Origin of the sequence: Pseudomonas lini (assembly GCF_001042905.1) — a bacterium.
GTDB classification, from domain to species: Bacteria; Pseudomonadota; Gammaproteobacteria; order Pseudomonadales; family Pseudomonadaceae; genus Aquipseudomonas; species Aquipseudomonas lini.
This window is the reverse complement of record NZ_JYLB01000005.1, coordinates 117,705-140,449: the sequence shown is the minus strand read 5'-3', so window position 1 is coordinate 140,449 and position 22,745 is coordinate 117,705. Positions and strand designations below refer to the sequence as shown.

General features: G+C 58.6%; 23 protein-coding genes. 15 read left to right on the top strand and 8 right to left on the bottom strand.

Annotated features, from left to right (window positions below):
* Positions 1-152 precede the first annotated feature (152 nt).
* The 5 genes from TU81_RS16045 (at position 153) to TU81_RS16025 (ending at position 3,239) form a co-directional block, all read left to right on the top strand.
* Positions 153-431: a hypothetical protein gene (locus TU81_RS16045; protein ID WP_038978504.1), complete on the top strand. Its 279-nt coding sequence runs from the start codon at positions 153-155 to the stop codon at positions 429-431.
* A gap of 110 nt (positions 432-541) precedes the next feature.
* A complete protein-coding gene (locus TU81_RS16040; RefSeq protein ID WP_048396024.1) occupies positions 542-1,684 on the top strand; it encodes a hypothetical protein in 1,143 nt (380 codons plus the stop codon).
* 387 nt (positions 1,685-2,071) lie between these two features.
* Positions 2,072-2,371, top strand: a complete 300-nt coding sequence (locus TU81_RS16035; RefSeq protein ID WP_048396023.1) for a hypothetical protein — start codon at positions 2,072-2,074, stop codon at positions 2,369-2,371.
* A gap of 152 nt (positions 2,372-2,523) precedes the next feature.
* A complete protein-coding gene (locus TU81_RS16030) occupies positions 2,524-2,967 on the top strand; it encodes a hypothetical protein (protein ID WP_038978501.1) in 444 nt (147 codons plus the stop codon).
* Positions 2,967-3,239, top strand: a complete 273-nt coding sequence (locus tag TU81_RS16025) for a type II toxin-antitoxin system RelE/ParE family toxin (protein WP_038978500.1) — start codon at positions 2,967-2,969, stop codon at positions 3,237-3,239. The genes TU81_RS16030 and TU81_RS16025 overlap by 1 nt, the downstream gene beginning before the upstream one ends.
* Positions 3,240-3,380: 141 nt before the next feature.
* Here the strand turns inward: TU81_RS16025 and TU81_RS16020 are convergent, their stop codons facing one another.
* Both TU81_RS16020 and TU81_RS16015 read right to left on the bottom strand, forming a co-directional pair.
* On the bottom strand, positions 3,381-3,635 hold the full coding sequence (locus TU81_RS16020; RefSeq protein WP_038978499.1) for a colicin E3-like toxin immunity protein: 255 nt from the start codon (positions 3,633-3,635) through the stop codon (positions 3,381-3,383).
* A 6-nt stretch (positions 3,636-3,641) separates the two neighbouring features.
* Positions 3,642-4,880, bottom strand: a complete 1,239-nt coding sequence (locus TU81_RS16015; protein WP_048396022.1) for a colicin E3/pyocin S6 family cytotoxin — start codon at positions 4,878-4,880, stop codon at positions 3,642-3,644.
* 206 nt (positions 4,881-5,086) lie between these two features.
* On the opposite strand from TU81_RS16015, the gene TU81_RS16010 reads away from it, so the two are divergent.
* The gene (locus TU81_RS16010) at positions 5,087-5,452 is read left to right on the top strand and encodes a DUF1493 family protein (protein ID WP_038978497.1); all 366 of its coding nucleotides are present in this window, start codon (positions 5,087-5,089) and stop codon (positions 5,450-5,452) included.
* Positions 5,453-5,581: 129 nt separating this feature from the next.
* Here TU81_RS16010 and TU81_RS16005 read toward each other — a convergent pair whose 3' ends face one another.
* The 3 genes from TU81_RS16005 to TU81_RS15995 form a co-directional block, all read right to left on the bottom strand.
* Positions 5,582-7,123, bottom strand: a complete 1,542-nt coding sequence (locus tag TU81_RS16005) for a phosphoenolpyruvate carboxykinase (RefSeq protein WP_048396021.1) — start codon at positions 7,121-7,123, stop codon at positions 5,582-5,584.
* A gap of 179 nt (positions 7,124-7,302) precedes the next feature.
* Positions 7,303-8,205, bottom strand: a complete 903-nt coding sequence (gene hslO / locus TU81_RS16000) for an Hsp33 family molecular chaperone HslO (RefSeq protein WP_048396020.1) — start codon at positions 8,203-8,205, stop codon at positions 7,303-7,305.
* Between the two features lie 224 nt (positions 8,206-8,429).
* The gene (locus tag TU81_RS15995; RefSeq protein WP_048396019.1) at positions 8,430-8,837 is read right to left on the bottom strand and encodes an RNA-binding S4 domain-containing protein; all 408 of its coding nucleotides are present in this window, start codon (positions 8,835-8,837) and stop codon (positions 8,430-8,432) included.
* Between the two features lie 214 nt (positions 8,838-9,051).
* On the opposite strand from TU81_RS15995, the gene rimB reads away from it, so the two are divergent.
* Both rimB and rimK read left to right on the top strand, forming a co-directional pair.
* Positions 9,052-9,531: a retropepsin-like aspartic endopeptidase RimB gene (gene rimB / locus TU81_RS15990; protein ID WP_007903080.1), complete on the top strand. Its 480-nt coding sequence runs from the start codon at positions 9,052-9,054 to the stop codon at positions 9,529-9,531.
* A complete protein-coding gene (gene rimK / locus TU81_RS15985; RefSeq protein WP_008005189.1) occupies positions 9,528-10,433 on the top strand; it encodes a 30S ribosomal protein S6--L-glutamate ligase in 906 nt (301 codons plus the stop codon). The genes rimB and rimK overlap by 4 nt, the downstream gene beginning before the upstream one ends.
* 103 nt (positions 10,434-10,536) lie before the next feature.
* Here the strand turns inward: rimK and TU81_RS15980 are convergent, their stop codons facing one another.
* Positions 10,537-11,850 (bottom strand): ATP-binding protein, encoded by a 1,314-nt coding sequence (locus TU81_RS15980; protein WP_038978493.1) that lies wholly within the window; start codon positions 11,848-11,850, stop codon positions 10,537-10,539.
* A gap of 114 nt (positions 11,851-11,964) precedes the next feature.
* Positions 11,965-12,705, bottom strand: a complete 741-nt coding sequence (ompR, locus tag TU81_RS15975) for an osmolarity response regulator transcription factor OmpR (RefSeq protein WP_007903084.1) — start codon at positions 12,703-12,705, stop codon at positions 11,965-11,967.
* Positions 12,706-13,065: 360 nt separating this feature from the next.
* Here ompR and TU81_RS15970 point away from each other — a divergent pair, with 360 nt between their 5' ends.
* The 7 genes from TU81_RS15970 to tauD all read left to right on the top strand — a co-directional run bounded on the left by TU81_RS15970 (position 13,066) and on the right by tauD (position 21,559).
* A complete protein-coding gene (locus TU81_RS15970) occupies positions 13,066-15,390 on the top strand; it encodes a Tex family protein (RefSeq protein ID WP_038978492.1) in 2,325 nt (774 codons plus the stop codon).
* Positions 15,390-15,773, top strand: coding sequence for a PaaI family thioesterase (locus TU81_RS15965; RefSeq protein ID WP_050681815.1), 384 nt, complete (start codon positions 15,390-15,392; stop codon positions 15,771-15,773). The genes TU81_RS15970 and TU81_RS15965 overlap by 1 nt, the downstream gene beginning before the upstream one ends.
* A gap of 272 nt (positions 15,774-16,045) precedes the next feature.
* Complete coding sequence (gshA, locus tag TU81_RS15960) at positions 16,046-17,629, top strand: glutamate--cysteine ligase (RefSeq protein WP_038978491.1); 1,584 nt, start codon at positions 16,046-16,048, stop codon at positions 17,627-17,629.
* A 273-nt stretch (positions 17,630-17,902) separates the two neighbouring features.
* A complete protein-coding gene (tauA, locus tag TU81_RS15955) occupies positions 17,903-18,880 on the top strand; it encodes a taurine ABC transporter substrate-binding protein (protein ID WP_038978490.1) in 978 nt (325 codons plus the stop codon).
* 16 nt (positions 18,881-18,896) lie between these two features.
* On the top strand, positions 18,897-19,691 hold the full coding sequence (gene tauB / locus TU81_RS15950) for a taurine ABC transporter ATP-binding subunit (RefSeq protein ID WP_038978489.1): 795 nt from the start codon (positions 18,897-18,899) through the stop codon (positions 19,689-19,691).
* Positions 19,688-20,521: a taurine ABC transporter permease TauC gene (tauC, locus tag TU81_RS15945; RefSeq protein WP_048396018.1), complete on the top strand. Its 834-nt coding sequence runs from the start codon at positions 19,688-19,690 to the stop codon at positions 20,519-20,521. The genes tauB and tauC overlap by 4 nt, the downstream gene beginning before the upstream one ends.
* Positions 20,522-20,716: 195 nt before the next feature.
* Positions 20,717-21,559 carry a taurine dioxygenase gene (gene tauD / locus TU81_RS15940; protein ID WP_048396017.1) on the top strand — a complete coding sequence of 281 codons (843 nt, stop codon included), beginning with the start codon at positions 20,717-20,719 and terminating at the stop codon, positions 21,557-21,559.
* 123 nt (positions 21,560-21,682) lie between these two features.
* On the opposite strand, the gene mgrA is transcribed toward tauD, so the two are convergent.
* Positions 21,683-22,720, bottom strand: coding sequence for an L-glyceraldehyde 3-phosphate reductase (gene mgrA / locus TU81_RS15935; RefSeq protein ID WP_048396016.1), 1,038 nt, complete (start codon positions 22,718-22,720; stop codon positions 21,683-21,685).
* Between the last annotated feature and the right edge of the window lie 25 nt (positions 22,721-22,745).

Below are 22,745 nucleotides of genomic sequence, written 5' to 3'. Positions count from 1 at the left end.
AGGCCGATAGCGCCGGTAAATCCCCTACAAAACCTGTCCATTTGCGCCACCTTGCGACGCGTCATCGTGGCCCTCTATAGTTTTCGACGCGGCTGAAAACATTGTGTCGGCCTGCCGGCGAAATTGCCCGACTTCCCACAGGACTGACCTCGATGACCACGTTCCACCCGTTAACAGACCGCTATCGCCCGCTCAAAACCAGCTACAGCGATACCCCCGTGTTGGTCATCGACACCGAAGCCAATCCTCACGAGATTCTCGACGCCTCCCTGCAACGCATCCGCGCCGCCAGCGACCTGCTCGAAACGCTCTATTGCCTGTGCTTCAAACAGGCTGACGTGAAAGACATACCCAATATCGTCAACGCACTTTACTTGCTGACCCAAGATGGCTGCGAACTACTTGAAGTCGCCAAACAGCGAATTAAATAAAAAAGACCAACAACTAACAACCCTTACAAAAACAGCAACAACTAATCACTTCACTATTCAAACAACACAAACTAACGTGCCAGCTCTTACATCAAACAAGAGCAACACAAATGACTGCACTAACTATTTTCTTCTGCGGCACTGGCTCAACTAAATTCGACGACATCAATGCAAATTACTGGGACGGCGAATTGGTGTCGACACTCGCATCCCATCATCTCGGCAGGGAGTTCGCCGAATGGATCGTGGTCGACGGCCCCGGCAGCGGTAACCTGCAAGCCGACGACCTCTTTACCAAGTCCGAAGAGTACGGCCTCAGCGGCACACTGTTCGGCAAAGGCTGGGAGCAAAACGTCCAGCACGCGATCAACATCATCAAAGGCCAGTGCGACTGGCAGCGCGAGCAACTGACCGAAGAGGAATACAACCGCCTCAAAGCGGCCGGCATCCCCATCGAAGACGTGAAAGTTGAAGGCTCGTGGTTCTGGCGCAAATACAACTATGGCGATCGCAGCGTGACCCAGCAGGCGCTGCAAGAACAGATCATCAAAACCTTCCGCAAGGACGGTGTTATTCCCACCCAGGTAAACCTGGTGGGCTGGAGCCGCGGCGGCATTAGTTGCCACATGCTGGCCAACGCCATGTTCAAGGACAGCGAACTTAAAAACATCCCGGTTAATATCTTTGCGATTGACCCGGTGCCTGGCATTGGCAACTTTCAGGATGACAAAGTCAAACTCGGTCCCAACGTCAAAGAGTATGTAGGTTTCTATGCCCGGGACGAACGCTCGAAAGGTTTCAGCTGCGTTATTCCGCAAACCGCCACTGGCACCAAAACCCACATCTACCCCATACCCGGCCGTCACGCCACCATGGCCGGTAACGCCACCTCCACCGGCGGCGTCCCCAACGGCGCCGGCGACCTGAAAATCCTGGTCGAACCCGGCCGCATCGTCCGCCACTTTGCCGAAGTCTGCCTCAAGCGTTGGGGCGTGCAACTGGACAAGTCGTTGAACCTGACCCATGCCGATCTGGAGAACCTCGGCAAAGCCATGGTCGACAACGAAGCGAAGTACCGCCTGATGCACAAATACTCTTACACCTACTTCAGCGAACTGGATCAAGGCGAACGCTACGTTTCGCTGGGCAGCCAAGGGGTCAACTTCTCGGCGGTGAAGGGTGCGATCTATGCGCCGGCGACCGGGTTGACGACTAGCGTGCTGGATGTGGATTCGTACCAGCATATTCGTTGAAGTCGATGGGCGCGGGATGACGAAAAAATACGAAAAATTGCGTCGCGGAAAATTCCTATAGAAACGGCCTAGCCAAGGCTCATCCGGTTCCTACAAGCGGGGACTCCTTGTCGTCTATCGTTGCCCGGAGCTCGCACCTATAGTCGTGACTGTCGCTGCCAAATCAGTGACTCGGGCTTGGTCACCCGAATAGAGAACTCATTTCGCTTCCGTTGTATGCTGCGGCACCTCAAGTGCTGCACGCTATATGGTGGCTGTGTTCGGGACGCCTTCGGGCGTACCGGCAAAGTGAGTTCTCACCGGTTTGACCAACCCGAACACAGTCCGCCTCCCATCGCTTGGTCACGATGGCGGCGGTTTCTCCCGATGCACTTGAGAATTCTCACTATGAATAAATGGAATCCGCTTACAGATATTCGCTACATCCCTCTCAACACCAATCTCACTGATTCCCCGCCCCTGATCATCGACACAGAGGCAAATCCCCAAGACATCCTAGAAGCCGCCCTCCAGCGAATCCGAGCCTCCAGCGATCTCCTCAAAACCCTGCACTGCGTTTGCTTCAAACACGGCGACATCGAAGACATTCCCCACATCACCCACGCGCTCTTCCTGCTGACCCAAGACGGCTGTGACCTGCTGAAAGTCGCCCAGCAACGCATGATGGGCTGGAAAGCCCCCGTCTGACGCACTCCCAGGCAGGCATCACTCGAGTAGAGCTGCCTGCCCCGAAGACCATCAATGATGTATTTCCGCCTTCCGGCAATAGGAACCGAATCTTGCAAACTATTATTGATTGCGTAGCATGTGAGCCATTGTTCAACAATGGACTCATTCTCATGACAGCCGAAACCATTGATCACAGCACCCTCACACAATTGGTCGTGAAGGGCTATGTAAACAGCGCACATATCGTCGCGAAACCAGGTGGATGGTCGATTCAAATCCCATACGGGAACAAAGAGTGCTCCCTGGCGGCGCAACGCAGCCGACAGGTTCGCCTGTTCAAACGACTAGAAACGCTGGTGACTTATCTGCAAGACATAGGCATCACCCGCTTCGATGTAGACACGTCGAACTATGATCCGCTCCAGATCAAAACCTACACTCGTCCTGATCGTTCCGAAGCAATGAAACAAGCACATGAAGCCGTAGCGTACGAGGAGTGGTTCAAGGAGCAGGTACAAATTGGTCTTGATGATTCGAGACCGACAGTGACCGATGAAGAGGCCCGCCGAATATTCGCCGCCAAACGGGATGCCATACGTCAGAGAGTGCGCTGATGAGGTTGGTCTGGCGTCAAACGGCGCTTAATGACCGAAGCAAAATCATGGATCACATCATTCTGCACAATCCTGAAGCAGCCATTGCCCTCGACGAAATTTTCGAATTGAAAGCGGAAAACGCTCGGCAGCGTCCGACCCTTTACAGAAAAGGCAAAGTCCCTGGAACGCGGGAGATAGTTGCAACCTCTAACTACGTCATGATCTATCTGATCGCAGATGAGGCAGTGGAAATGGTGAGACTGATTCATGCCAGACAAAGATGGCCGTGAAACTCTTTGGTACTGCCCATGAGCGACAGATCGAAACACAGTGATCGACGAGAGGCTCCCGACGAAAAGACTTCGCCTCTCTTATCGTGAGCACATCAAGAATTTTTTCCGCACCGCGGAGCCTTATTAAACAGTTACTAACTACCAGGCATCGCGGTAGTCGAAAGACACCTGATAGTCGTAGGAAGACAACTCAATAGTGTGAACAAAATACAACTGCAGAATCACAGCCCAGTCACCGTCGACATCGAACCCCCCATTATTGATATTGTTTTCTGACTCAATCCCGAGCTCATCCATAAACGAAGCATCATCCCCAAAGTCTTTTGAGTACTCTCGCCCTACGCCTATCTCGGTTTTTTTGTCGTACCAATTCAATCGAATCTTCAGTCCCATGGGTCCTCACAGAAATTTCTTGATGTTACGACGCGGTTTCGGATCGTCGATCCGCTCCCCCGTAACGTGATTGAAGGAACCTAAGTGGCTACCATCGCTGGCGCGATAAACTTCCAGCTCACCATGCATAGAATCCCACTCGTAAACTGTTCGACCTTTTGCATCCGTCCAGCGCTCTCGAAGCCCTCCACCACCCTGTTGAGGCGTTATTTTTTTGGCCTCTTTCAAACCTGGAAATCCAGTTATTTCTTCAATCATAGGTGAGGGGTGGTAACTGTGACCTATTCCCGGAAGCCCTTTACGTCGCACGCTCAGAACGACGTACAGCGGCCGAACCCCAGAATCCGCCGGAAATACCAGAATAAAATCCTGATACTCCGGCGGATAAACCGGGCTGACGATAATGTTGTCCGCCTGTTCCGCCGGCGGAAAAATCCAGACTTGGGGCGCTTGCGGTGCCGCTTCCAGCGCCGGAATACCCATCGTATCTGCTAGGTTTTCTGCGGGAGTCCAAATCAACTCAACCCCGCTACCAAAGTCAGCCACCTGTTGAGATCCGCGCGTTTCAAACGTCACGATAGGGACCATCTCCCAATCACGCCGGCTCTGGGTGTTATAGCCGTAGCCCTTGAGCGTTCCGTCAGCCTGCTCCTCTACCCGCAAACGAACCCGTGTTCGAGCTTGTTTGAGTGATCTGAGTTGATCGTCGGTATACAACGCACCATCGCCCAGACTCGATGGCGCAAGCAAAGCAACCAACCCCACTAATGCACCCGCAGCAACTCCGGCAGTGACGACTCCGGCGCCAGTACTTGCGATGGATGCCGGAGCAATTGCTACACCACCCAACGCCAAAGAGCCGATACCAGCAGGTAAAACTCCGCTGATTTTCTTGAGCGGTAAGCAGCCGGAATCATCGGCCTGACGACCTCCCAACAAGGTGAGCTCACCATACTCACCGACGCTGTCCGTCGGCACGAACCCGGATGGGCAGGTGTAGTCGATGATTGAATCCGGCAACTTACAAGACTTGGCAAAGACACAACCGGTGAGCGACTGACGCTTTTTCTGAAACGCCACTTCCCGGCACTTTTCGAATGCGTCCTGCCTGGCGAGCATGGCCTCGTAGGCGTTTTGCCTGGCCTCTCTCTCTGCCAATTCAGTGGTGGTCATGTCCCGTAGCCGACGGTAACCACCTCCATCGTTATCGTAGTGCTGCCACACTTGCGGTGTGTCCTTGCCCATCCGTTCCCCTCTCGGTCACCAATAAAACCACGGCTCAATGCCGAGGCCGGTGAAGTTACCGAGTGTTGGAAAGTGCGGTTGTAGGGCTAATCTGATCCTGCCGTGCGATCCTTCTTGATCGTCTATTGCGGATGATTCCGCTCCAAACTTGCCGCAAAATCCGGCCCGAGCCGACTCATCGGCATGCCCCTAATGGAAGATGCACCATGAACCTCGCCCCCAACTTCCCCGACGACCACGCCATGCACCTGCTGATGCAGCTGCTGCATGAAGAACTCGGCCTGCCTGAACGCAAAACCATCAGCCTCACCACCTCGATCAACTTCGACCTGGGCTGCGACGGTGCGGATGCGCGGCAGCTGATGGAAGCGCTGGAGGAACAGTTCGCCATCGACTTCGTGGACTACGACGCCTATCGCTACTTTCAGCCCGAAGGCTTTGATGTGTTTCTCAAGCGTCGGGCGAAGGGGCGTGGCGAGAAAGTGCCGTTGACCATTGGCATGCTCTACCAAGCGATCAAGGCGCAACGGTGGGATACGCAGGAGCTGGAGAACATCTGTCTGAACGCGTAAGTGGCATTATTCTGGCTGTTTAACGCTTTTTCAGCTGGAATATTGGCAGTTGTATTTCTGATGGTCTAAATCGCGCCCATAAAAAAAGCCGCCCCAAAGGACGGCTTTCTCATTACATCAAACCAACACTTACAACTTCGGCCCAGCAGCCTTGATCGCATCGCTCACTTCAAACTTCTTGAAGTTCTCAACAAACAACCCAGCCAACGCTTTAGCAGCTTCATCATAAGCAGCCTTGTCAGCCCAGGTGTTACGTGGGTTCAACAGGCCAGTCTCAACGCCCGGCACAGCCAACGGCACGTCCAGGTTGATGGTGTCTAGGTGTTCAGTCTCAGCACCGATCAACGCGCCGCTCTGGATCGCTGCGATCACACCACGAGTGGTCGGGATGTTGAAGCGCTTACCGACGCCGTAGCCGCCGCCAGTCCAGCCGGTGTTGACCAGGTAGACCTTGGAGCCGAAGCCGCGGATGCGTTTGATCAGCAGTTCGGCGTATTCGCCAGCCGGACGCGGGAAGAACGGTGCGCCGAAGCAGGTGGAGAAGGTCGACTTGATGCCGCTGCCGGAACCCATTTCGGTCGAGCCCACCAGTGCGGTGTAGCCGGACAGGAAGTGGTAGGCCGCTTGTTCTTCGCTGAGGATCGAGACTGGCGGCAGGACGCCGGTCAGGTCGCAGGTCAGGAAGATCACAGCGTTTGGCTCGCCACCGAGGTTCTTCTCGGAACGCTTCTCGACGTGCTCCAGCGGGTAGGCTGCGCGGCTGTTCTGGGTCAGGCTGCCGTCGGCGTAGTCAGCTTTCTTGGCGTCGTCCAGCACAACGTTTTCCAGGACTGCGCCGTGCTTGATGGCTTTCCAGATGACCGGCTCGTTCTTCTCGGACAGGTCGATGCACTTGGCATAGCAACCGCCTTCGATGTTGAACACCACGCCCTCGCCCCAGCCGTGCTCGTCGTCACCGATCAGGTAACGGCTTTCATCGGCGGACAGGGTGGTTTTGCCGGTGCCGGACAGGCCGAAGAACAGGGTCACGTCGCCCGCTTCGCCGATGTTGGCAGCGCAGTGCATTGGCAGCACGTCGGCGGCCGGCAGCAGGAAGTTCTGCACCGAGAACATGGCTTTCTTCATTTCACCGGCGTAGCGCATGCCGGCAATCAGCACTTTCTTCTGGGCGAAGTTGAGGATCACGCAACCATCGGAGTTGGTACCGTCACGCTCTGGAACACATTCGAAGTTGGCAACGTTGAGGACCTGCCACTCGTCACGACCAGCCGGGTTGTACTGGGCCGGGTTGATGAATAGGCAACGACCGAACAGGTTCTGCCAGGCAGTCTGGGTGGTCATCTTCACGGCCAGGTAGTGCTCTTCGGCAGCACCTACGTGCACGTGGGAAACGAAATGCTCTTGCGCGTTGTTGAAGGCCTCGACGCGAGCCCACAGGGCATCGAACTTGTCGGCCGGGAACTTGCGGTTGATCGGGCCCCAGGCGATGGCGTCCTGGGTGGTCGGCTCTTCAACGATGAAACGATCGACTGGCGAACGGCCGGTACGGTGACCGGTGCGAACAACCAGCGCGCCGGTATCGGCAAGCTCGCCTTCACCGCGATTCAGGGCTTCTTTAACCAGATCATCAACACTCAGATCGGTGTACACGGCGTTATTGGCTTGCGTCATGAGGTTCCCCGTCGGCCAGTGGCCGAGTGCTCCAAACGTTTTGTAGTAGAAAGTCGTGCACTACTACCGCGAAAAAAGTGGGCCGGATTATGCCAGAAAAGCCCAAAAAGTGTAGGGCCCTCCCGTCAGAACGGCGTTATTCCGGCGCAAAGCAGTGAATTTACCTGCACTGAAACGTTTTAGTGACGGGTATCTGACGGCGTATCGACCCCTGCACCCGCAAACAATTGGGTGATATCGGCCGCGTCGAACAGGTAACGTTCGTTGCAAAACTGGCAATCGATCTCCACGGCGCCACCGTGTTCGATAACGAGTGCCTGGGCATCATCCAGACCCAAACTGACCAACGCATTGCCCGAGCGTTCCCGAGAGCAGCTGCAATGGAAACGCAGGTTCTGCACGTCAAACAGGCGAACCTGTTCTTCATGATAGAGGCGATGGAGCACGGTTTCGTTGTCCAGGCTCAGCAATTCATCGGCCGTCAGCGTGCTGGCCAGGGCGGTGATGTGCTGCCAACTGGCGGCGCGTTCTTCTTCGTCTTTCAGACGGTCGGCAGGCAATTGCTGCAGCAACAAGCCACGAGCACGACGGCCATCGGCGTAGAGCCAGAAGCGCGTGCCGACCTGCTGAGACATGACGAAGTAGTTAGTGAAGCACTCCGAGAGAGTTTCGCCGTCGAGGTCGACGATGCCTTGGTAACGCTGGCCCTGAGTCGGGTCGACAGTCAGCGCCAGCACGCCATTGGGCATCAGGTCGGCGAAGGTCGCGTCGGGGGCAATCTTGTCGGCTTCGTAACGCGCCAGGCCGCGGATTTCACGCTCACTGGAGCACTCGATCATCAGCAACGGCACCGGGCCTTCGGAACGGGCCTGCAGAATCAGCAAGCCATCGAACTTCAAGGTGCCAACCAGCAACGCTGCCGCCGCCATCAGCTCGCCCAGCAGTTGTGCGACCGGCTCCGGATAGGCGTGTTTGGCGAGGACTTCGGCATAGCTACGCTCCAACCCAACCAGCTCGCCGCGGGTGTCGCTGTCATCGAAGATGAAGCGTTGGGTGTAGTCGTTATCCGATAGATTGGTCATAGGTCTGGGTATCTGAAAGGGTGACAAAAAAAGAAAATCGCGCCATTTCCGCTTTTTGGGGCGGGCAAGGTTCAGCCGTAAGGGCATTTTATGAACAATCCGGGGCTGTTCCAAGCAAGGTCAAACCTCGCTTTTCGACGAACGGCGTTTTCATTTCGCCGCGTCGAGTACACCCATATGGCTGCACGGGTGCGCGATTGCAAGTCTGCGCCCGACGGCGATCACTACTCGTCGTTGCTGTTACCGCGAAACTTGAACAGATCCCGGCGCTGCTTCTTGCTCGGTTTGCCATCGGTGCTCACGCCCAACGCCCCGGCCTTGCGCATGGCCGCAGCCGCTTCACGTATGGCGACGCTGGCTTCGGTTTCGGCATACAGGGCCTGAGCCTCCGGCGCGCCACGGCGCACGATCGACAGCGCCTGGACTACCACCGTACGCTCCTCGAAGCCGGTGCGAATCTGAAACTCATCGCCGACCCTCGGTTCCTTGCCTGGCTTGCAGCGCTCGCCCCGGCAATGCACCTTGCCACTCTCAATCGCGGCCTTGGCCAAGGCTCGTGTTTTATAAAAACGCGCGGCCCACAACCATTTATCGAGACGGACCTTGTCGTCCTCTTCGCTTTTTTGTGCCATTGGATGACCTCATTCTGAAATATCGATGAACTGTACTACCGTTTCTGTCGTGCCATGAATCACCACGCTGTGGATTAGAATGCAGGCATTCCCTCGCACATTGAGGGATGGAAATTCGGGCAGTAGATATCTGTCGCCTTTTACCCATTATTCTGCGTGAATACCGCGAATTCGGCCGCACGCGGTCTGAGCGGTTTTTGCCGGTTGAGCACTTTTGAAGACATTTGACCATTTGACCGTTATCGGTCTGCGCGAGTGGGTGGCGCTCCCGGATTTGGGAGTCGCGGGCCTTCGGGCAAAAATCGACACCGGCGCCAGCACCTCCAGTTTGCACGCCACCGACATCGAGCCGTTCGAGCGCGATGGGGAACAGTGGGTGCGCTTTACCGCGCACCTGGGCACGGTGGTGCAACTGCGGCACCGGCGCTGCGAAGCCCCGCTGGTAACGAGGAAAACCATTAAAAGCTCCAATGGCCATGCGCAGATGCGCTATGTGGTCAGCACCACCCTGGCCCTCGGTGATCGGGTCTGGCGGGTCGAATTCACCCTCGCCTGCCGCAAGTCCATGCGTTATCGCCTGTTACTCGGTTCCAAAGCCCTGATCGATGGCCAGTTGGTGGTCAATCCGGGCATTAAATATGTACAAGACAAGCCGGTGTTCCCGGTATCTACCTTCTCCACAGGTGTTGCATGAAGATCGCTGTGCTGTCGCGGAACCCGCGTCTGTATTCCACCCGTCGTCTGGTCGAAGCCGGTATGGAGCGTGGCCATGAAATGGTGGTGATCGACACCCTGCGCGCCTACATGAACATTGCCAGCCACAAGCCGCAGATCCACTACCGTGGCAAACCGCTGGAGGGTTTCGATGCAGTGATCCCGCGGATCGGCGCATCGGTGACGTTTTATGGCTGCGCGGTGCTGCGCCAGTTCGAAATGATGGGGGTGTTTCCGCTCAACGAATCGGTGGCCATCGCTCGTTCGCGAGACAAACTGCGCTCGTTGCAATTGTTGTCACGCCGGGGAATCGGTTTGCCGGTCACCGGTTTTGCCCACTCCCCGGATGACATTCCCGACTTGATCGAGATGGTCAATGGCGCGCCGCTGGTGATCAAGGTGCTGGAAGGCACCCAGGGCATCGGTGTGGTGCTGTGTGAAACAGCGACGGCGGCGGAATCGGTGATCGAGGCGTTCATGGGCCTGAAGCAGAACATCATGGTTCAGGAATACATCAAGGAAGCCGGCGGTGCGGACATTCGTTGTTTCGTGGTCGGCGACAAGGTGATCGCGGCCATGAAACGCCAGGCCAAGCCGGGGGAGTTTCGCTCCAACCTGCATCGCGGTGGCAGTGCGAGCCTGATCAAGATCACGCCGGAAGAACGCATGACCGCGTTGCGTGCGGCGAAGGTCATGGGGTTGGCGGTGGCGGGGGTGGATATCCTGCGCTCCAATCATGGGCCACTGGTGATGGAAGTGAACTCATCGCCGGGGCTTGAAGGGATTGAAACCACCACCGGGAAGAACGTGGCGGGGATCATCATTGAGCATCTGGAGAAGAATGGCGGGCCGAATATGACTCGGACCAAAGGGAAGGGTTGAGCCTGAAAGATCGCAGCCTCGCTTCGCTCGACAGCTCCTACAGGGGGATCGCATTTTTCTGTAGGAGCTGTCGAGCGGAGCGAGGCTGCGATCTTTTCAGCCGTTAAACCGCATCCCTTGGCAACATCAATCCAAGCGGCAACCGCACCCGCGCTTCCAGCCCACCACCGGACCGATTGCGCAACTCGACATTTCCGCCATGCATCGAAGCAATCCGCTTCACGATCGCCAACCCCAACCCGGTCCCCTTCCCGCCCCGGGCCCGATCGCCACGGGTGAACGGGTTGAAGATCGCCTCCAGTTCCGACGGATCGATCCCCGCGCCACGGTCCATGACGCTCAGCACCACATACGGCGCACTGGTATCCCCGGACACATAGGCCGCCACTTCGACGCCGCTGCCGGCGTGATGCAGAGCATTGCCGATCAGGTTGTTCAGCAGCCGCTTCATCGACACCCGACGCAACGGGAACGGCTGGATCGGTTCCAGGCGCAAGTGCACTTTCTCTTCGTTCTGGTTGTACGGCGCGGCGACTTCGCGAACCAGATCGCTCAGGTCCACTTCTTCCACCGACTCGTCACGCCCGTCACGAATGAACGCCAGGAACTGATCCAGAATCGCGTCCATATCTTCGATGTCGCGGATCATGTCGTCTGTCAGGTCGCTGTGGTCACCCATTAGCTCCAGGGACAGCCGCAAACGGGTCAGTGGCGTGCGCAGGTCGTGGGAGACCCCGGCTAGCATCAGTTCGCGTTCGCGCCCGGCCTGTTCGACGTCTTCAGCCATCTGGTTGAAGGCGCGATAAACCTCGGTCATCTCGCTCGGTGTATCGCTGATTGGCAGGCGCACGCTGCGGCCCTGACCCAGTTGCCTCGCGGCATAGACCAGACGTTTCAGCGGTTGATTGAGCTGGCTGACGAAGATCCACGCCGAGGCGGTGGACAGCAGACCAATGGCGAGGAACCAGCCGAGCACGTTCCAGATTTTCTGGCCGCGCAACGGATGCGGGTACAGCGGCACTTTCAGCCAACCATCGCCCAGGCTGGGCGCCCGGACCCACAGCGCCGGTGGTGAGTGCATGCGTAATCGCACTTCGGTGTCGGCACCCAGTTCGGCCTGCATTTGTCGTTGGTAGATCTCGCTGTAGGGCCAGTGCTGTTCGCCTTCCGGCACACCGGCACCCACCACCCGGATGAGGGTCGCGGCATCGGCGATTTTGGTGCGGTTTTCTTCGTCGGCGGCCCAATAGGCACGTAGCGTCAGGGCGACGCCGTGGCTGTATTGGCGATCCACCAGCACATCTTCGTTCATCAACAGATAAACCAGGGTCAGCGCCTTGGAGAACAGGACGACGATCAGCACCAGCCACAGGGTGCGGGAGAAGAAGCTCTGGGGGAACCAAACAGGGGTTTTCATGGGTAACCGCTACACACTTGCAGGAGCGAGCATGCTCGCATATTGCGGATCACGGGTCTGCGGGAAAGGTCATCTAACCCCTTGCCCGCAAGACCCGCGCCTACAAATCACCAATCACTTCGTGGCGGCGCCATCCGGAACGAACACGTAACCCACGCCCCAGACGGTCTGGATGTAGCGTGGTTTGGACGGATCGGGCTCGATCATCCGGCGCAGACGGGAAATCTGCACGTCGATGGAACGCTCAAGGGCATCCCACTCGCGGCCACGGGCCAGGTTCATCAGTTTGTCGCGAGTCAGTGGCTGACGCGCGTTCATGACCAGCGCCTTGAGTACCGCAAACTCACCGGTGGTGAGCATGTGCACTTCGTCGCCGCGCTTGAGTTCGCGGGTGGCCAGGGACAGTTCGTAGTCACCGAAGGTCACGCTTTCGTCTTCGCTGCCCGGAGCGCCTGGCACCGGTGCCGCCTGACGACGCAGAACCGCTTTGACCCGAGCCATCAGCTCGTCCGGGTTGAACGGCTTGGCCAGGTAATCGTCGGCGCCCAGTTCGAGGCCCTTGATGCGGCTAAGCTCATCGCCCTTGGCGGTCAGCATGATGATCGGAATCTGATTGTTCGCCGTGCGCAGGCGGCGGCAAGCGGTCAGGCCGTCTTCGCCGGGCAGCATCAGGTCGAGGACGACCAGGTTGAACACTTCACGCGCCAGCAGGCGGTCCATTTGTTCGGTGTTCGGTACGGCGCGGGCACGGTAGCCCTTGCTGACGAAAAAACGTTCCAGCAGGCTGCTCAGCCCAGGATCGTCGTCAACAATAAGAATTTTTTCGCCTTCAGCAATGTTTGCAGTGCTGCTCATTGGATGCTCCTTTGATCTCGGCGCGCATTATGGCGTAGCTGCCGTTATACGCACCGTGTGCATTGTTAGCAGATTTTTCCTTCCCCGCCAGAAAACCGGGCATTGTGCCTACAACCCGCGATGCCCCCGAATGGACAGAACGCTGGTTATAATGCGCGGCCTTTTGTGTCAGGCAACGTCTGATCGTTACTGTAAGCAGCCGCTTTTTTTTCATGGCGCTGGCAGTAATTGTTCGATTTCACGGGTCAACGGGAAGCCTGTTGGCTCAGGTAGCGGCGCACGCCAGGCCGCTCAACCAGACTCGCCGAGCCCTTATCTCTGCGCCTGCGAGCCTGCTTTCACAATTTGTCAGGTGGTTTTATGGACAGCATCAACAGCCGCATCGCCGAGGAACTCGGTGTACGCCCACAACAGGTCGAAGCGGCCGTCGCGCTACTCGATGAAGGCTCTACCGTTCCCTTCATCGCCCGCTACCGGAAAGAAGTGACCGGCAGCCTCGATGACATCCAGTTGCGTCATCTGGAAGAGCGTCTGCGCTACCTGCGAGAACTCGACGAACGGCGGATCAGCATCCTCGCCAGCATTCAAGAGCAGGGCAAACTGACCCCGCAACTCGAACGCGACATCAAACTCGCCGACACCAAGACCCGTCTCGAAGACTTGTACCTGCCGTACAAGCAGAAGCGCCGCACCAAGGGCCAGATCGCCCTGGAAGCCGGCCTCGGCGCGCTGGCCGACGGCCTGTTCAACGACCCGACCCTGAACCCTGAAGCCGAAGCCGCGCGCTTCATCGACGCCGAAAAAGGCGTGGCCGATGTTAAAGCCGCCCTTGAAGGCGCCAAGTACATCCTCATGGAGCGCTTCGCCGAAGACGCGGGCCTGCTGGACAAGTTGCGCAGCTACCTCAAGCAGGAAGCCACCCTCAGTGCCCGCGTGATCGCTGGCAAGGAAGAGGAAGGCGCCAAGTTCCGCGACTATTTCGAACACGACGAACCGCTGAAAAGCATGCCATCGCACCGTGCGCTGGCGATTTTTCGTGGCCGCAACGAAGGCATTCTCAGCTCCGCACTGAAAGTCGGCGATGAACTGCCGGGCACCATGCACCCGTGCGAAGGCATGATCGGCCAGCAATTCGGCATCCAGAACCAGAACCGTGCCGCCGACAAATGGCTGGGCGAAGTGGTGCGCTGGACCTGGAAGGTCAAGCTCTACACCCACCTGGAAACCGACCTGCTGGGCGAGCTGCGCGACGGCGCGGAAACCGAAGCGATCAACGTGTTCGCGCACAACCTGCACGACTTGCTGCTGTCGGCCCCGGCCGGCCCGCGCGCCACCCTGGGCCTCGACCCGGGCCTGCGCACCGGTTGCAAGGTCGCCGTAGTCGATGCCACCGGCAAGCTGCTGGATCACGCCACGGTTTACCCGCACGTGCCGCACAACAAGTGGGACCAGACCCTCGCTGTGCTCGCCGCCCTGTGCGCCAAGCATTCGGTCGACCTGATCGCCATCGGCAACGGCACCGCCAGCCGTGAAACCGACAAGCTCGCCGCTGAGCTGATCAAAAAGTATCCAGCGATGAAGATGACCAAGGTCATGGTCTCCGAGGCCGGTGCATCGGTGTACTCGGCGTCGGAACTGGCCTCCAAGGAATTCCCGGATCTCGACGTATCGATCCGTGGCGCGGTGTCGATTGCCCGTCGCTTGCAGGATCCGCTGGCTGAGCTGGTGAAGATCGATCCGAAATCCATCGGCGTCGGCCAGTACCAGCACGACGTGTCGCAGCTGAAACTGGCACGCGGCCTGGACGCGGTGGTCGAGGACTGCGTGAACGCCGTGGGCGTCGACGTCAACACTGCCTCCGTGGCGCTGCTGGCCCGTATCTCCGGCCTCAACGCGACCCTGGCGCAGAACATCGTCAGCCACCGCGACGAGCACGGCGCGTTCAAAACCCGTGCGGCGCTGAAGAAAGTCGCGCGTCTGGGTGAAAAAACCTTCGAACAGGCGGCGGGCTTCCTGCGCGTGATGAATGGCGACAATCCATTGGATTCGTCCGCGGTTCACCCGGAAGCCTATCCGCTGGTGCAGCGCATTGCCGCTGAAACCGACCGTGACATTCGCTCGCTGATCGGCGACGCGAGCTTCCTCAAGCGTCTCGATCCGAAGAAGTACACCGACGAAACGTTCGGTCTGCCGACGGTCACCGACATCCTGCAAGAGCTGGAAAAACCCGGTCGCGACCCACGTCCCGAGTTCAAGACCGCCGAGTTCCAGGAAGGCGTCGAAGACCTCAAGGACCTGCAACTGGGGATGATCCTCGAAGGTGTGGTGACCAACGTGACCAACTTCGGCGCGTTCGTCGACATCGGCGTGCATCAGGACGGTTTGGTGCACATCTCCGCGCTGTCGGAGAAGTTCATCAAGGATCCGCGCGAAGCGGTGAAGGCCGGTGATGTAGTCAAGGTGAAAGTCATGGAAGTCGACATCCCGCGCAAACGCGTTGGCCTGTCGATGCGCATGAGCGACACCCCGGGCGAGAAGATCGACGGTGCTCGCGGTGCGCGTCCAGGTTCGGCACCACGCCAATCCCAGAACACCGCACCGCGCAAGGAAACCACGGCAGCAGCCCCGGCCAACAACGCCATGGCCTCGCTGTTCGCTAACGCCAAACAGTTGAAAAAACGCTGATGGAGATCCCGGTCGGCTTGACCGAAAGCGCGTTTTTCAAGCTGCTGGGGTGTCGCTTGCACAGTCTGGAAACCGGGGTGGCGCAAGTCGCCCTGGCGCTTGAGCCAGAACTGCGCAATCGCGGCGGCAAGCTGCATGGCGGCGCTTTGTTCAGTCTGGTGGACATTGCCATGGGGCTGGCCTGTTCCAGCACCCACGGCTTTGACCAGCAGAGCGCAACCATCGAGTGCAAGATCAACTACATCCGCGCCGTCGCTGACGGTGAGGTGATGTGCACGGCCCGGGTGATCCATCCGGGCCGCCGCACGCTGGTGGTCGAAGCCGATGTGATGCAAGGCGACAAACTCGTCGCAAAAGCACAAGGCACGTTCGCTGTCCTGTAGCTAGAAGCCATCAATTTGAGTTAATTTCAACGCAAAGCAACCTGTGGGAGCGGGCTTGCCCGCGATGGCGGTGTGTCAGACGACATAAACGGTGACTGACACTCCCTCATCGCGGGCAAGCCCGCTCCCACAGGGATCGTGCAGTTCTTGAATAATCGGCATATGGCCTGTCAGGCCCGAAAACCAGGCGAAAACGCCAGTTTTAACTTCACCCTTGTAGACCGTCTTGCCCACCCCCATATTGGGGCGACTGACGCGTGAAGGAATCCAACTTGAGCGAACTTCTCAACCGCCGCCTGGCTCTGCTTGGCGAGCGCGCTAACCTCTCTCTGCTCGAACAGTGCCTTCACGGCATCGAACGTGAATGCCTGCGCGTGACAGGCGAAGGGCGCCTGGCGCAAACGCCGCACCCTGAAGCATTGGGTTCCGCGCTGACCAATGAACAAATCACCACTGACTATTCCGAGTCGCTGTTGGAATTCATCACGCCAGCTCTGCCAGACCCGGCGGATACGCTGGCGAGCCTGGACAAAATTCACCGGTTTGCCTACAGCAAGCTCGGCAATGAGTACCTGTGGAGTCCATCGATGCCGTGCCCGTTGCCGGCCGAGGAAGACATCCCGATCGCTTATTACGGCACCTCCAACATCGGTCAGCTCAAGTACGTCTATCGCAAGGGCCTGGCTCTGCGTTACGGCAAGACCATGCAGTGCATCGCCGGGATCCACTACAACTTTTCCCTGCCGGAAAAGCTCTGGCCGCTGCTTAAAGAGGCTGAGGGCTTTGACGGCACCGACCGCGACTATCAGTCGTCGGCCTACATCGCGCTGATCCGCAACTTCCGTCGCTACAGCTGGCTGCTGATGTACCTGTTCGGTGCCTCGCCTGCGCTGGACGCCGGTTTCCTGCGCGGTCGCTCGCATCAGTTGGAACAGCTGGACCCGGACACGTTGTACCTGCCGTACGCCACCAGCCTGCGCATGAGCGACCTGGGTTACCAGAGCAACGCCCAGGCCGGTCTGACGCCGTGCTACAACGATCTGACCAGCTACACCGACAGCCTGCGCAAAGCGGTGGCCACGCCGTATCCGGCGTACGTCGAAGTCGGTACGCACCAGGACGGCGAGTGGGTTCAGCTCAACACCAACATCCTGCAGATCGAAAACGAGTACTACTCCAACATCCGCCCGAAACGCGTGACCTACACCGGCGAACGGCCGATCCAGGCGCTGGTGGCCCGTGGCATTCAGTACGTCGAAGTACGCTGCCTGGACATCAACCCGTTCCTGCCGATGGGCATCGACCTCACCGAGTCGCGGTTCCTTGATGCGTTCCTGTTGTATTGCGCGCTGAACGACAGCCCGCTGCTGACCAGTACCAGCTGCGGTAACGCGACCTCGAACTTTCTCAGCGTGGTCAAGGAAGGTCGTCGTCCGGGCCTGCAGTTGCAACGCGACGGGCACCCGGTAGACCTGAAAGAATGGGCCGGCGAATTGCTGGAAAAAATTGCGCCATTAGCGGCATTGCTGGATCAAAGCCATGGCGGCGATGCTCACAGCAAGGCGCTGGACGCACAACTGGCCAAGGTCAAGGATTCGTCCCTGACGCCATCGGCGCAGGTGTTGGCAGCGATGGCCGAGCACAAGGAAAGCTTTGCTCAGTTCTCTTTGCGTCAGAGTCAGGTGCACGCGGAATTTTTCCGTAGCGAGCCGCTTTCAAGCGAAGAACAGGCTAGATTTGAAGAATTGGCGCGTTCGTCGTTGGCTCAGCAGATGGAGCTGGAACAGAACGAAGTTGGCGATTTCGATGTGTTTGTCGGGTCGTATCAGGCGAGTATTCTGGCGATCAGCAACTAAACTGCCAGAGCAGCCCCCCTGTGGCGAGGGGGCTTGCCCCCGTTGGACTGCGGAGCAGTCCCAAAACCGACACACACAATATTTCGGGTAAACCGCGTCGCCTGCATTACGACTGCTTCGCAGCCGAACGGGGGCAAGCCCCCTCGCCACAACGGTCTCTCTTAGAATTTTCCGCTCATAAGGTAATTCGAAAAAGTTATTTATTTTCGGATTCTTATATCATTTAGTCTCCTTTTCACGCCGACTCTCGGTCGCCTGACAAGGAGCTCCCCGATGAAACTGACTTCCCCTCTTCGCCTTCTGGCCGCCGCGTTTCTGGCTTCGGCGAGTTTCCTGGCTCAGGCGGCAGATGTGACCGTCGCCTACCAGACCACCGTTGACCCGGCCAAAGTCGCCCAAGCCGACGGCACCTACGAAAAAGCCACCAAAGCCAACATCGACTGGCGCAAATTCGACAACGGCGCCGACATCATTGCCGCCATCGCTTCCGGCGATGTGCAAATCGGCTACCTCGGTTCCAGCCCCCTGACCGCGGCAATTACCCGCAAAGTCCCGGTGGAAACCTTCCTCATCGCCACCCAGATCGGTGCCGCCGAAGCGCTGGTCGCTCGCGACGGTTCCGGAATCAAGACTCCGCAAGACCTGATCGGCAAGAAAATCGCCGTACCGTTCGTTTCCACCGGCCACTACAGCCTGCTGGCCGCGCTGAAACACTGGAACATCGACCCCTCGAAAGTCACCGTGCTCAACCTCGCGCCGCCAGCGATCATTGCTGCGTGGAAACGCGGTGATATCGACGCCACCTACGTCTGGGACCCGGCTCTCGGTGTGGCCAAGGAAAACGGCAAAGTGCTGATCACCTCGGGCGAACTGGCCAAGTTCGGCGCGCCGACTTTCGATGCCTGGATCGTGCGTAAGGATTTCGCCGAGAAGCACCCGGAAATCGTCACCGCGTTCGCCAAAGTGACCCTCGATGCCTACGCCGACTACCGTAAAGACCCGAAAGCCTGGCTCGCCAACCAAAGCAATGTCGACAAACTGGTGAAGCTTTCCGGTGCCAAGGCCAGCGACATTCCATTGCTGCTGCAAGGCAACGTCTTCCCGCTCGCAGCTGATCAGGTAATCACCCTCGGCGCGCCGACCACCAAGGCCATCACCGACACCGCGGTGTTCCTCAAGGAACAGGGCAAAGTCGAGGCCGTGCTGCCGGACTACGCGCCGTACGTCAGCGCCAAATACATCACCAATTGATCAGGAGTTAACCGCGATGGCTTTGCTACAGCTGGAGCGCATCAGCGCACAGTATCCCGGCGCAGCGGAGCCTGTGCTGACGGATATTTCCCTGAGCCTGGGGCCTCAGCAGTTGCTGGTCGCCCTCGGCCCGTCCGGCAGTGGCAAGACTTCGCTGTTGAACCTGATTGCCGGTTTCGTCGAGCCCACTGCCGGGCGCATCACCCTTGACGGCGTGCCAGTCAAAGGCCCGAGTGCCGAGCGCGGCGTGGTGTTCCAGAACGACGCCCTGCTGCCCTGGCAGGACGTGCTGGCCAACGTTGGCTTCGGTCTGGAACTGGCCGGCATTGCGCGGGAAAAACGTGAACTGCGCGCCCGGGAAATGCTCGCGCTGGTGGACCTTTCCGGTTTCGAAAACCGCCGAGTCTGGCAGCTCTCGGGCGGGCAGAAGCAACGTGTCGGCCTCGCTCGCGCCCTCGCAGCAGACCCTCGGGTTTTGCTGATGGACGAGCCCTTCGGTGCCCTCGATGCCTTCACCCGCGAACAGATGCAGGAGCTGTTGCTGCAAGTCTGGCAGCGCACCGCCAAACCGGTGTTCCTGATTACCCACGACATTGAAGAAGCGGTGTTCCTCGCCACGGATCTGATTCTGCTGGCACCCAACCCCGGGCAAATCGTCGAGCGTCTGAGCCTGGACTTCGGTCAGCGTTACGCCGCCGGCGAATCTGCGCGGGCAATCAAATCCGATCCACGCTTTATCGAAACCCGCGAACACGTGCTCGCCAAAGTGTTCTCCCAACGCAGTGCCGTCCAGCGGCAGGAGCGCGCATGAGCACCTATGAAATTCCCGCCGCGACGGTGAAGTCGAGCTCGGCGGCAATTCCGCTGCGTCGCAGTTTGAACACGCGCTGGATCAGCGTGCTGACCCTGATCGCGTTGTTGGCAATCTGGTGGGCCGTCACGGCCACTGGTTTGATCGAACCACTGTTCCTGCCGCCGCCGTCCGCCGTGCTGCAAAAAGGTTGGCTGCTGGTGACCACCGGCTACATGGATTCGACCTTGTGGCAGCACTTGGGCGCGAGCCTCAGCCGTATTGGCCTGGGCCTTGGTTTCGCCGTGCTGACCGCCGTGCCGGTGGGCATTGCCATCGGCCACAACCGCATCGCTCGCGGCATTCTTGATCCGCTGATCGAGTTCTATCGCCCGATTCCGCCGCTGGCTTATCTGCCGCTGATCGTGATCTGGTGCGGCATCGGTGAGTTATCAAAAGTGCTGCTGATCTACCTGGCGATCTTCGCGCCGATCGCGATTGCCACTGCCACTGGCGTACGCACGGTCGACCCGGCGAAATTACGCGCCGCGCAGTCGCTGGGCGCGACTCGGGCGCAGTTGATTCGGCATGTGATTTTGCCCAGTGCCTTGCCGGACATTTTGACCGGCGTGCGGATTGGTCTGGGCGTGGGTTGGTCGACGTTGGTGGCCGCTGAATTGATCGCCGCCACCAGCGGTTTGGGCTTCATGGTGCAGTCGGCCGCGCAATTCCTGGTCACCGATGTGGTGGTGTTGGGGATTCTGGTGATCGCATTGATCGCCTTCGTCATGGAAATGGGCTTGCGTGCGCTACAACGCAAACTGGTGCCATGGCACGGCCAGGCTCACTGAAGCATTTGAATGTGGGAGCAACTGCCTTGATACCCCCTTTTTTGGATCAACCCTGTAGGAGCTGTCGAGTGAAACGAGGCTGCGATCTTTTGATCTTGCTCTTCAACATCAAAAGATCGCAGCCTTCGGCAGCTCCTACAGGTGCGGTGTCGTTCACAAAATTCATGTACGGCCCCCAGAATTGAAGAGAACACCATGAGCCACCTGACCATCGTCCCTCTAAGCTCCGCACTCGGCGCGCAAATCAGCGGTATCGACATCAGCCAGCCGCTGAACCTGCAACAACACGACGCTATCGAGCAGGCGCTGCTTAAGCATCAAGTGCTGTTCTTCCGCGACCAGCCGATCGAGCCGCAGCAGCAAGCGCGATTCGCCGCCTATTTCGGCGACCTGCACATTCACCCGATCTACCCGAACGTGCCGGAACAGCCGGAAGTGCTGATCCTCGACACTGCCGTCACCGACGTGCGAGACAACGCGATCTGGCACACCGACGTGACCTTCCTGCCGACCCCGGCCATGGGCGCGGTGCTCAGCGCCAAACTGCTGCCGGAGTTTGGCGGCGACACGCTGTGGGCCAGTGGTATTGCGGCATATGAAGCGCTGTCCGCGCCGATGAAAACCTTGCTCGAAGGGCTGACCGCCACTCACGATTTCACCCGCTCGTTCCCGCTGGAGCGCTATGGCAATACACCAGAAGCCTTGGTCCAGTGGGAAGAAGCCCGACGCAAGAACCCGCCGTTATCGCACCCGGTAATTCGCACGCACCCGGTAAGCGGGCGCCGCTCATTGTTCGTCAATGAAGGGTTCACGTCGAAGATCAATGAGCTGTCGGAGACGGAAAGCGAAGTGATTCTGAAATTCTTGTTCGCCTACACCACACGGCCGGAGTTCACCATCCGCTGGCGCTGGCAGAAAGACGACATCGCGTTCTGGGACAACCGCGTGACCCAGCATCACGCGGTGGATGATTACCGCCCGGCGCGGCGGGTGATGCAGCGGGCGACCGTGTTGGGGGATGTGCCTTTCTTCCGGTGAGCCGATCGTTCCCACGCTCCGCGTGGGAATGCCTCAACGGACGCTCTGCGTTCGGCTTTGGATGGGACGCGGAGCGTCCCGGGCTGCGTTCCCACGCGGAGCGTGGGAACGATCAGTACGGAGTTACTCAGCCGTCGAAGGCTTCTCCCAAAGATTGACCCCACCCTCCTGGGCAAACCGATCAATCTCCGCCAACTCCTCTACGCTAAAACTCAGGTTCTTCAACGCCCCGACGTTCTCGATGATCTGCTCCGGTCGGCTCGCGCCAATCAGCGCCGAGGTCACCCGTGGATCTCGCAGGGTCCAGGCCAGCGCCAACTGCGCCAAGCTCTGACCACGGCGCTTGGCGATTTCATTGAGCGCCCGCACATGGGCGATGTTGGCTTCGGACAGATGAGACGCTTGCAACGAACCACCGCCCGGACGATTAACCCGCGCATCCGCTGGCACACCATTGAGGTACTTGTCGGTCAACAGCCCTTGCGCCAATGGCGTGAAGGCGATCACGCCGGTGCCGAGTTCATCGGTGGTGTTTAGCAGGTCCTTTTCCACCCAGCGATTCAGCAGGTTGTAAGCCGGTTGATGAATCAGCAACGGCACTTTCCACTCCTTCAGCAACCCGGCGATTTCACGGGTTTTCACCCCGGAATAGGACGAGATGCCGATGTACAGCGCCTTGCCCTGCTGCACGGCAGTGGCCAGTGCGCTGGCGGTTTCTTCCAGCGGCGTGTCCGGGTCGAAACGGTGAGAGTAAAAGATATCTACGTAATCCAAGCCCAGGCGTTGCAGGCTCTGGTCGAGGCTGGCCAGCACGTATTTGCGCGAACCACCGCCCTGACCGTAAGGGCCGGCCCACATATCCCAACCGGCCTTGCTGGAGATGATCAACTCGTCGCGGTACTGCTTGAAGTCTTCACGCAGCAAACGACCGAAGTTGATCTCGGCGCTGCCGTACGGCGGGCCGTAGTTGTTGGCCAGGTCGAAGTGGTTGATGCCCAGATCGAATGCCGTGCGCAGCAACGAACGCTGGGTATCGATTGGTGTGCTGTCGCCGAAGTTGTGCCACAAGCCCAGGGACAGTGCCGGCAGCACCAACCCGCTGCGGCCTACACGGCGGTAAGGGATGGAGTCGTAGCGATTTTCGGCAGCGGTGTAGGTCATCGAATCCTCTCTTGTCTGTCTTGAA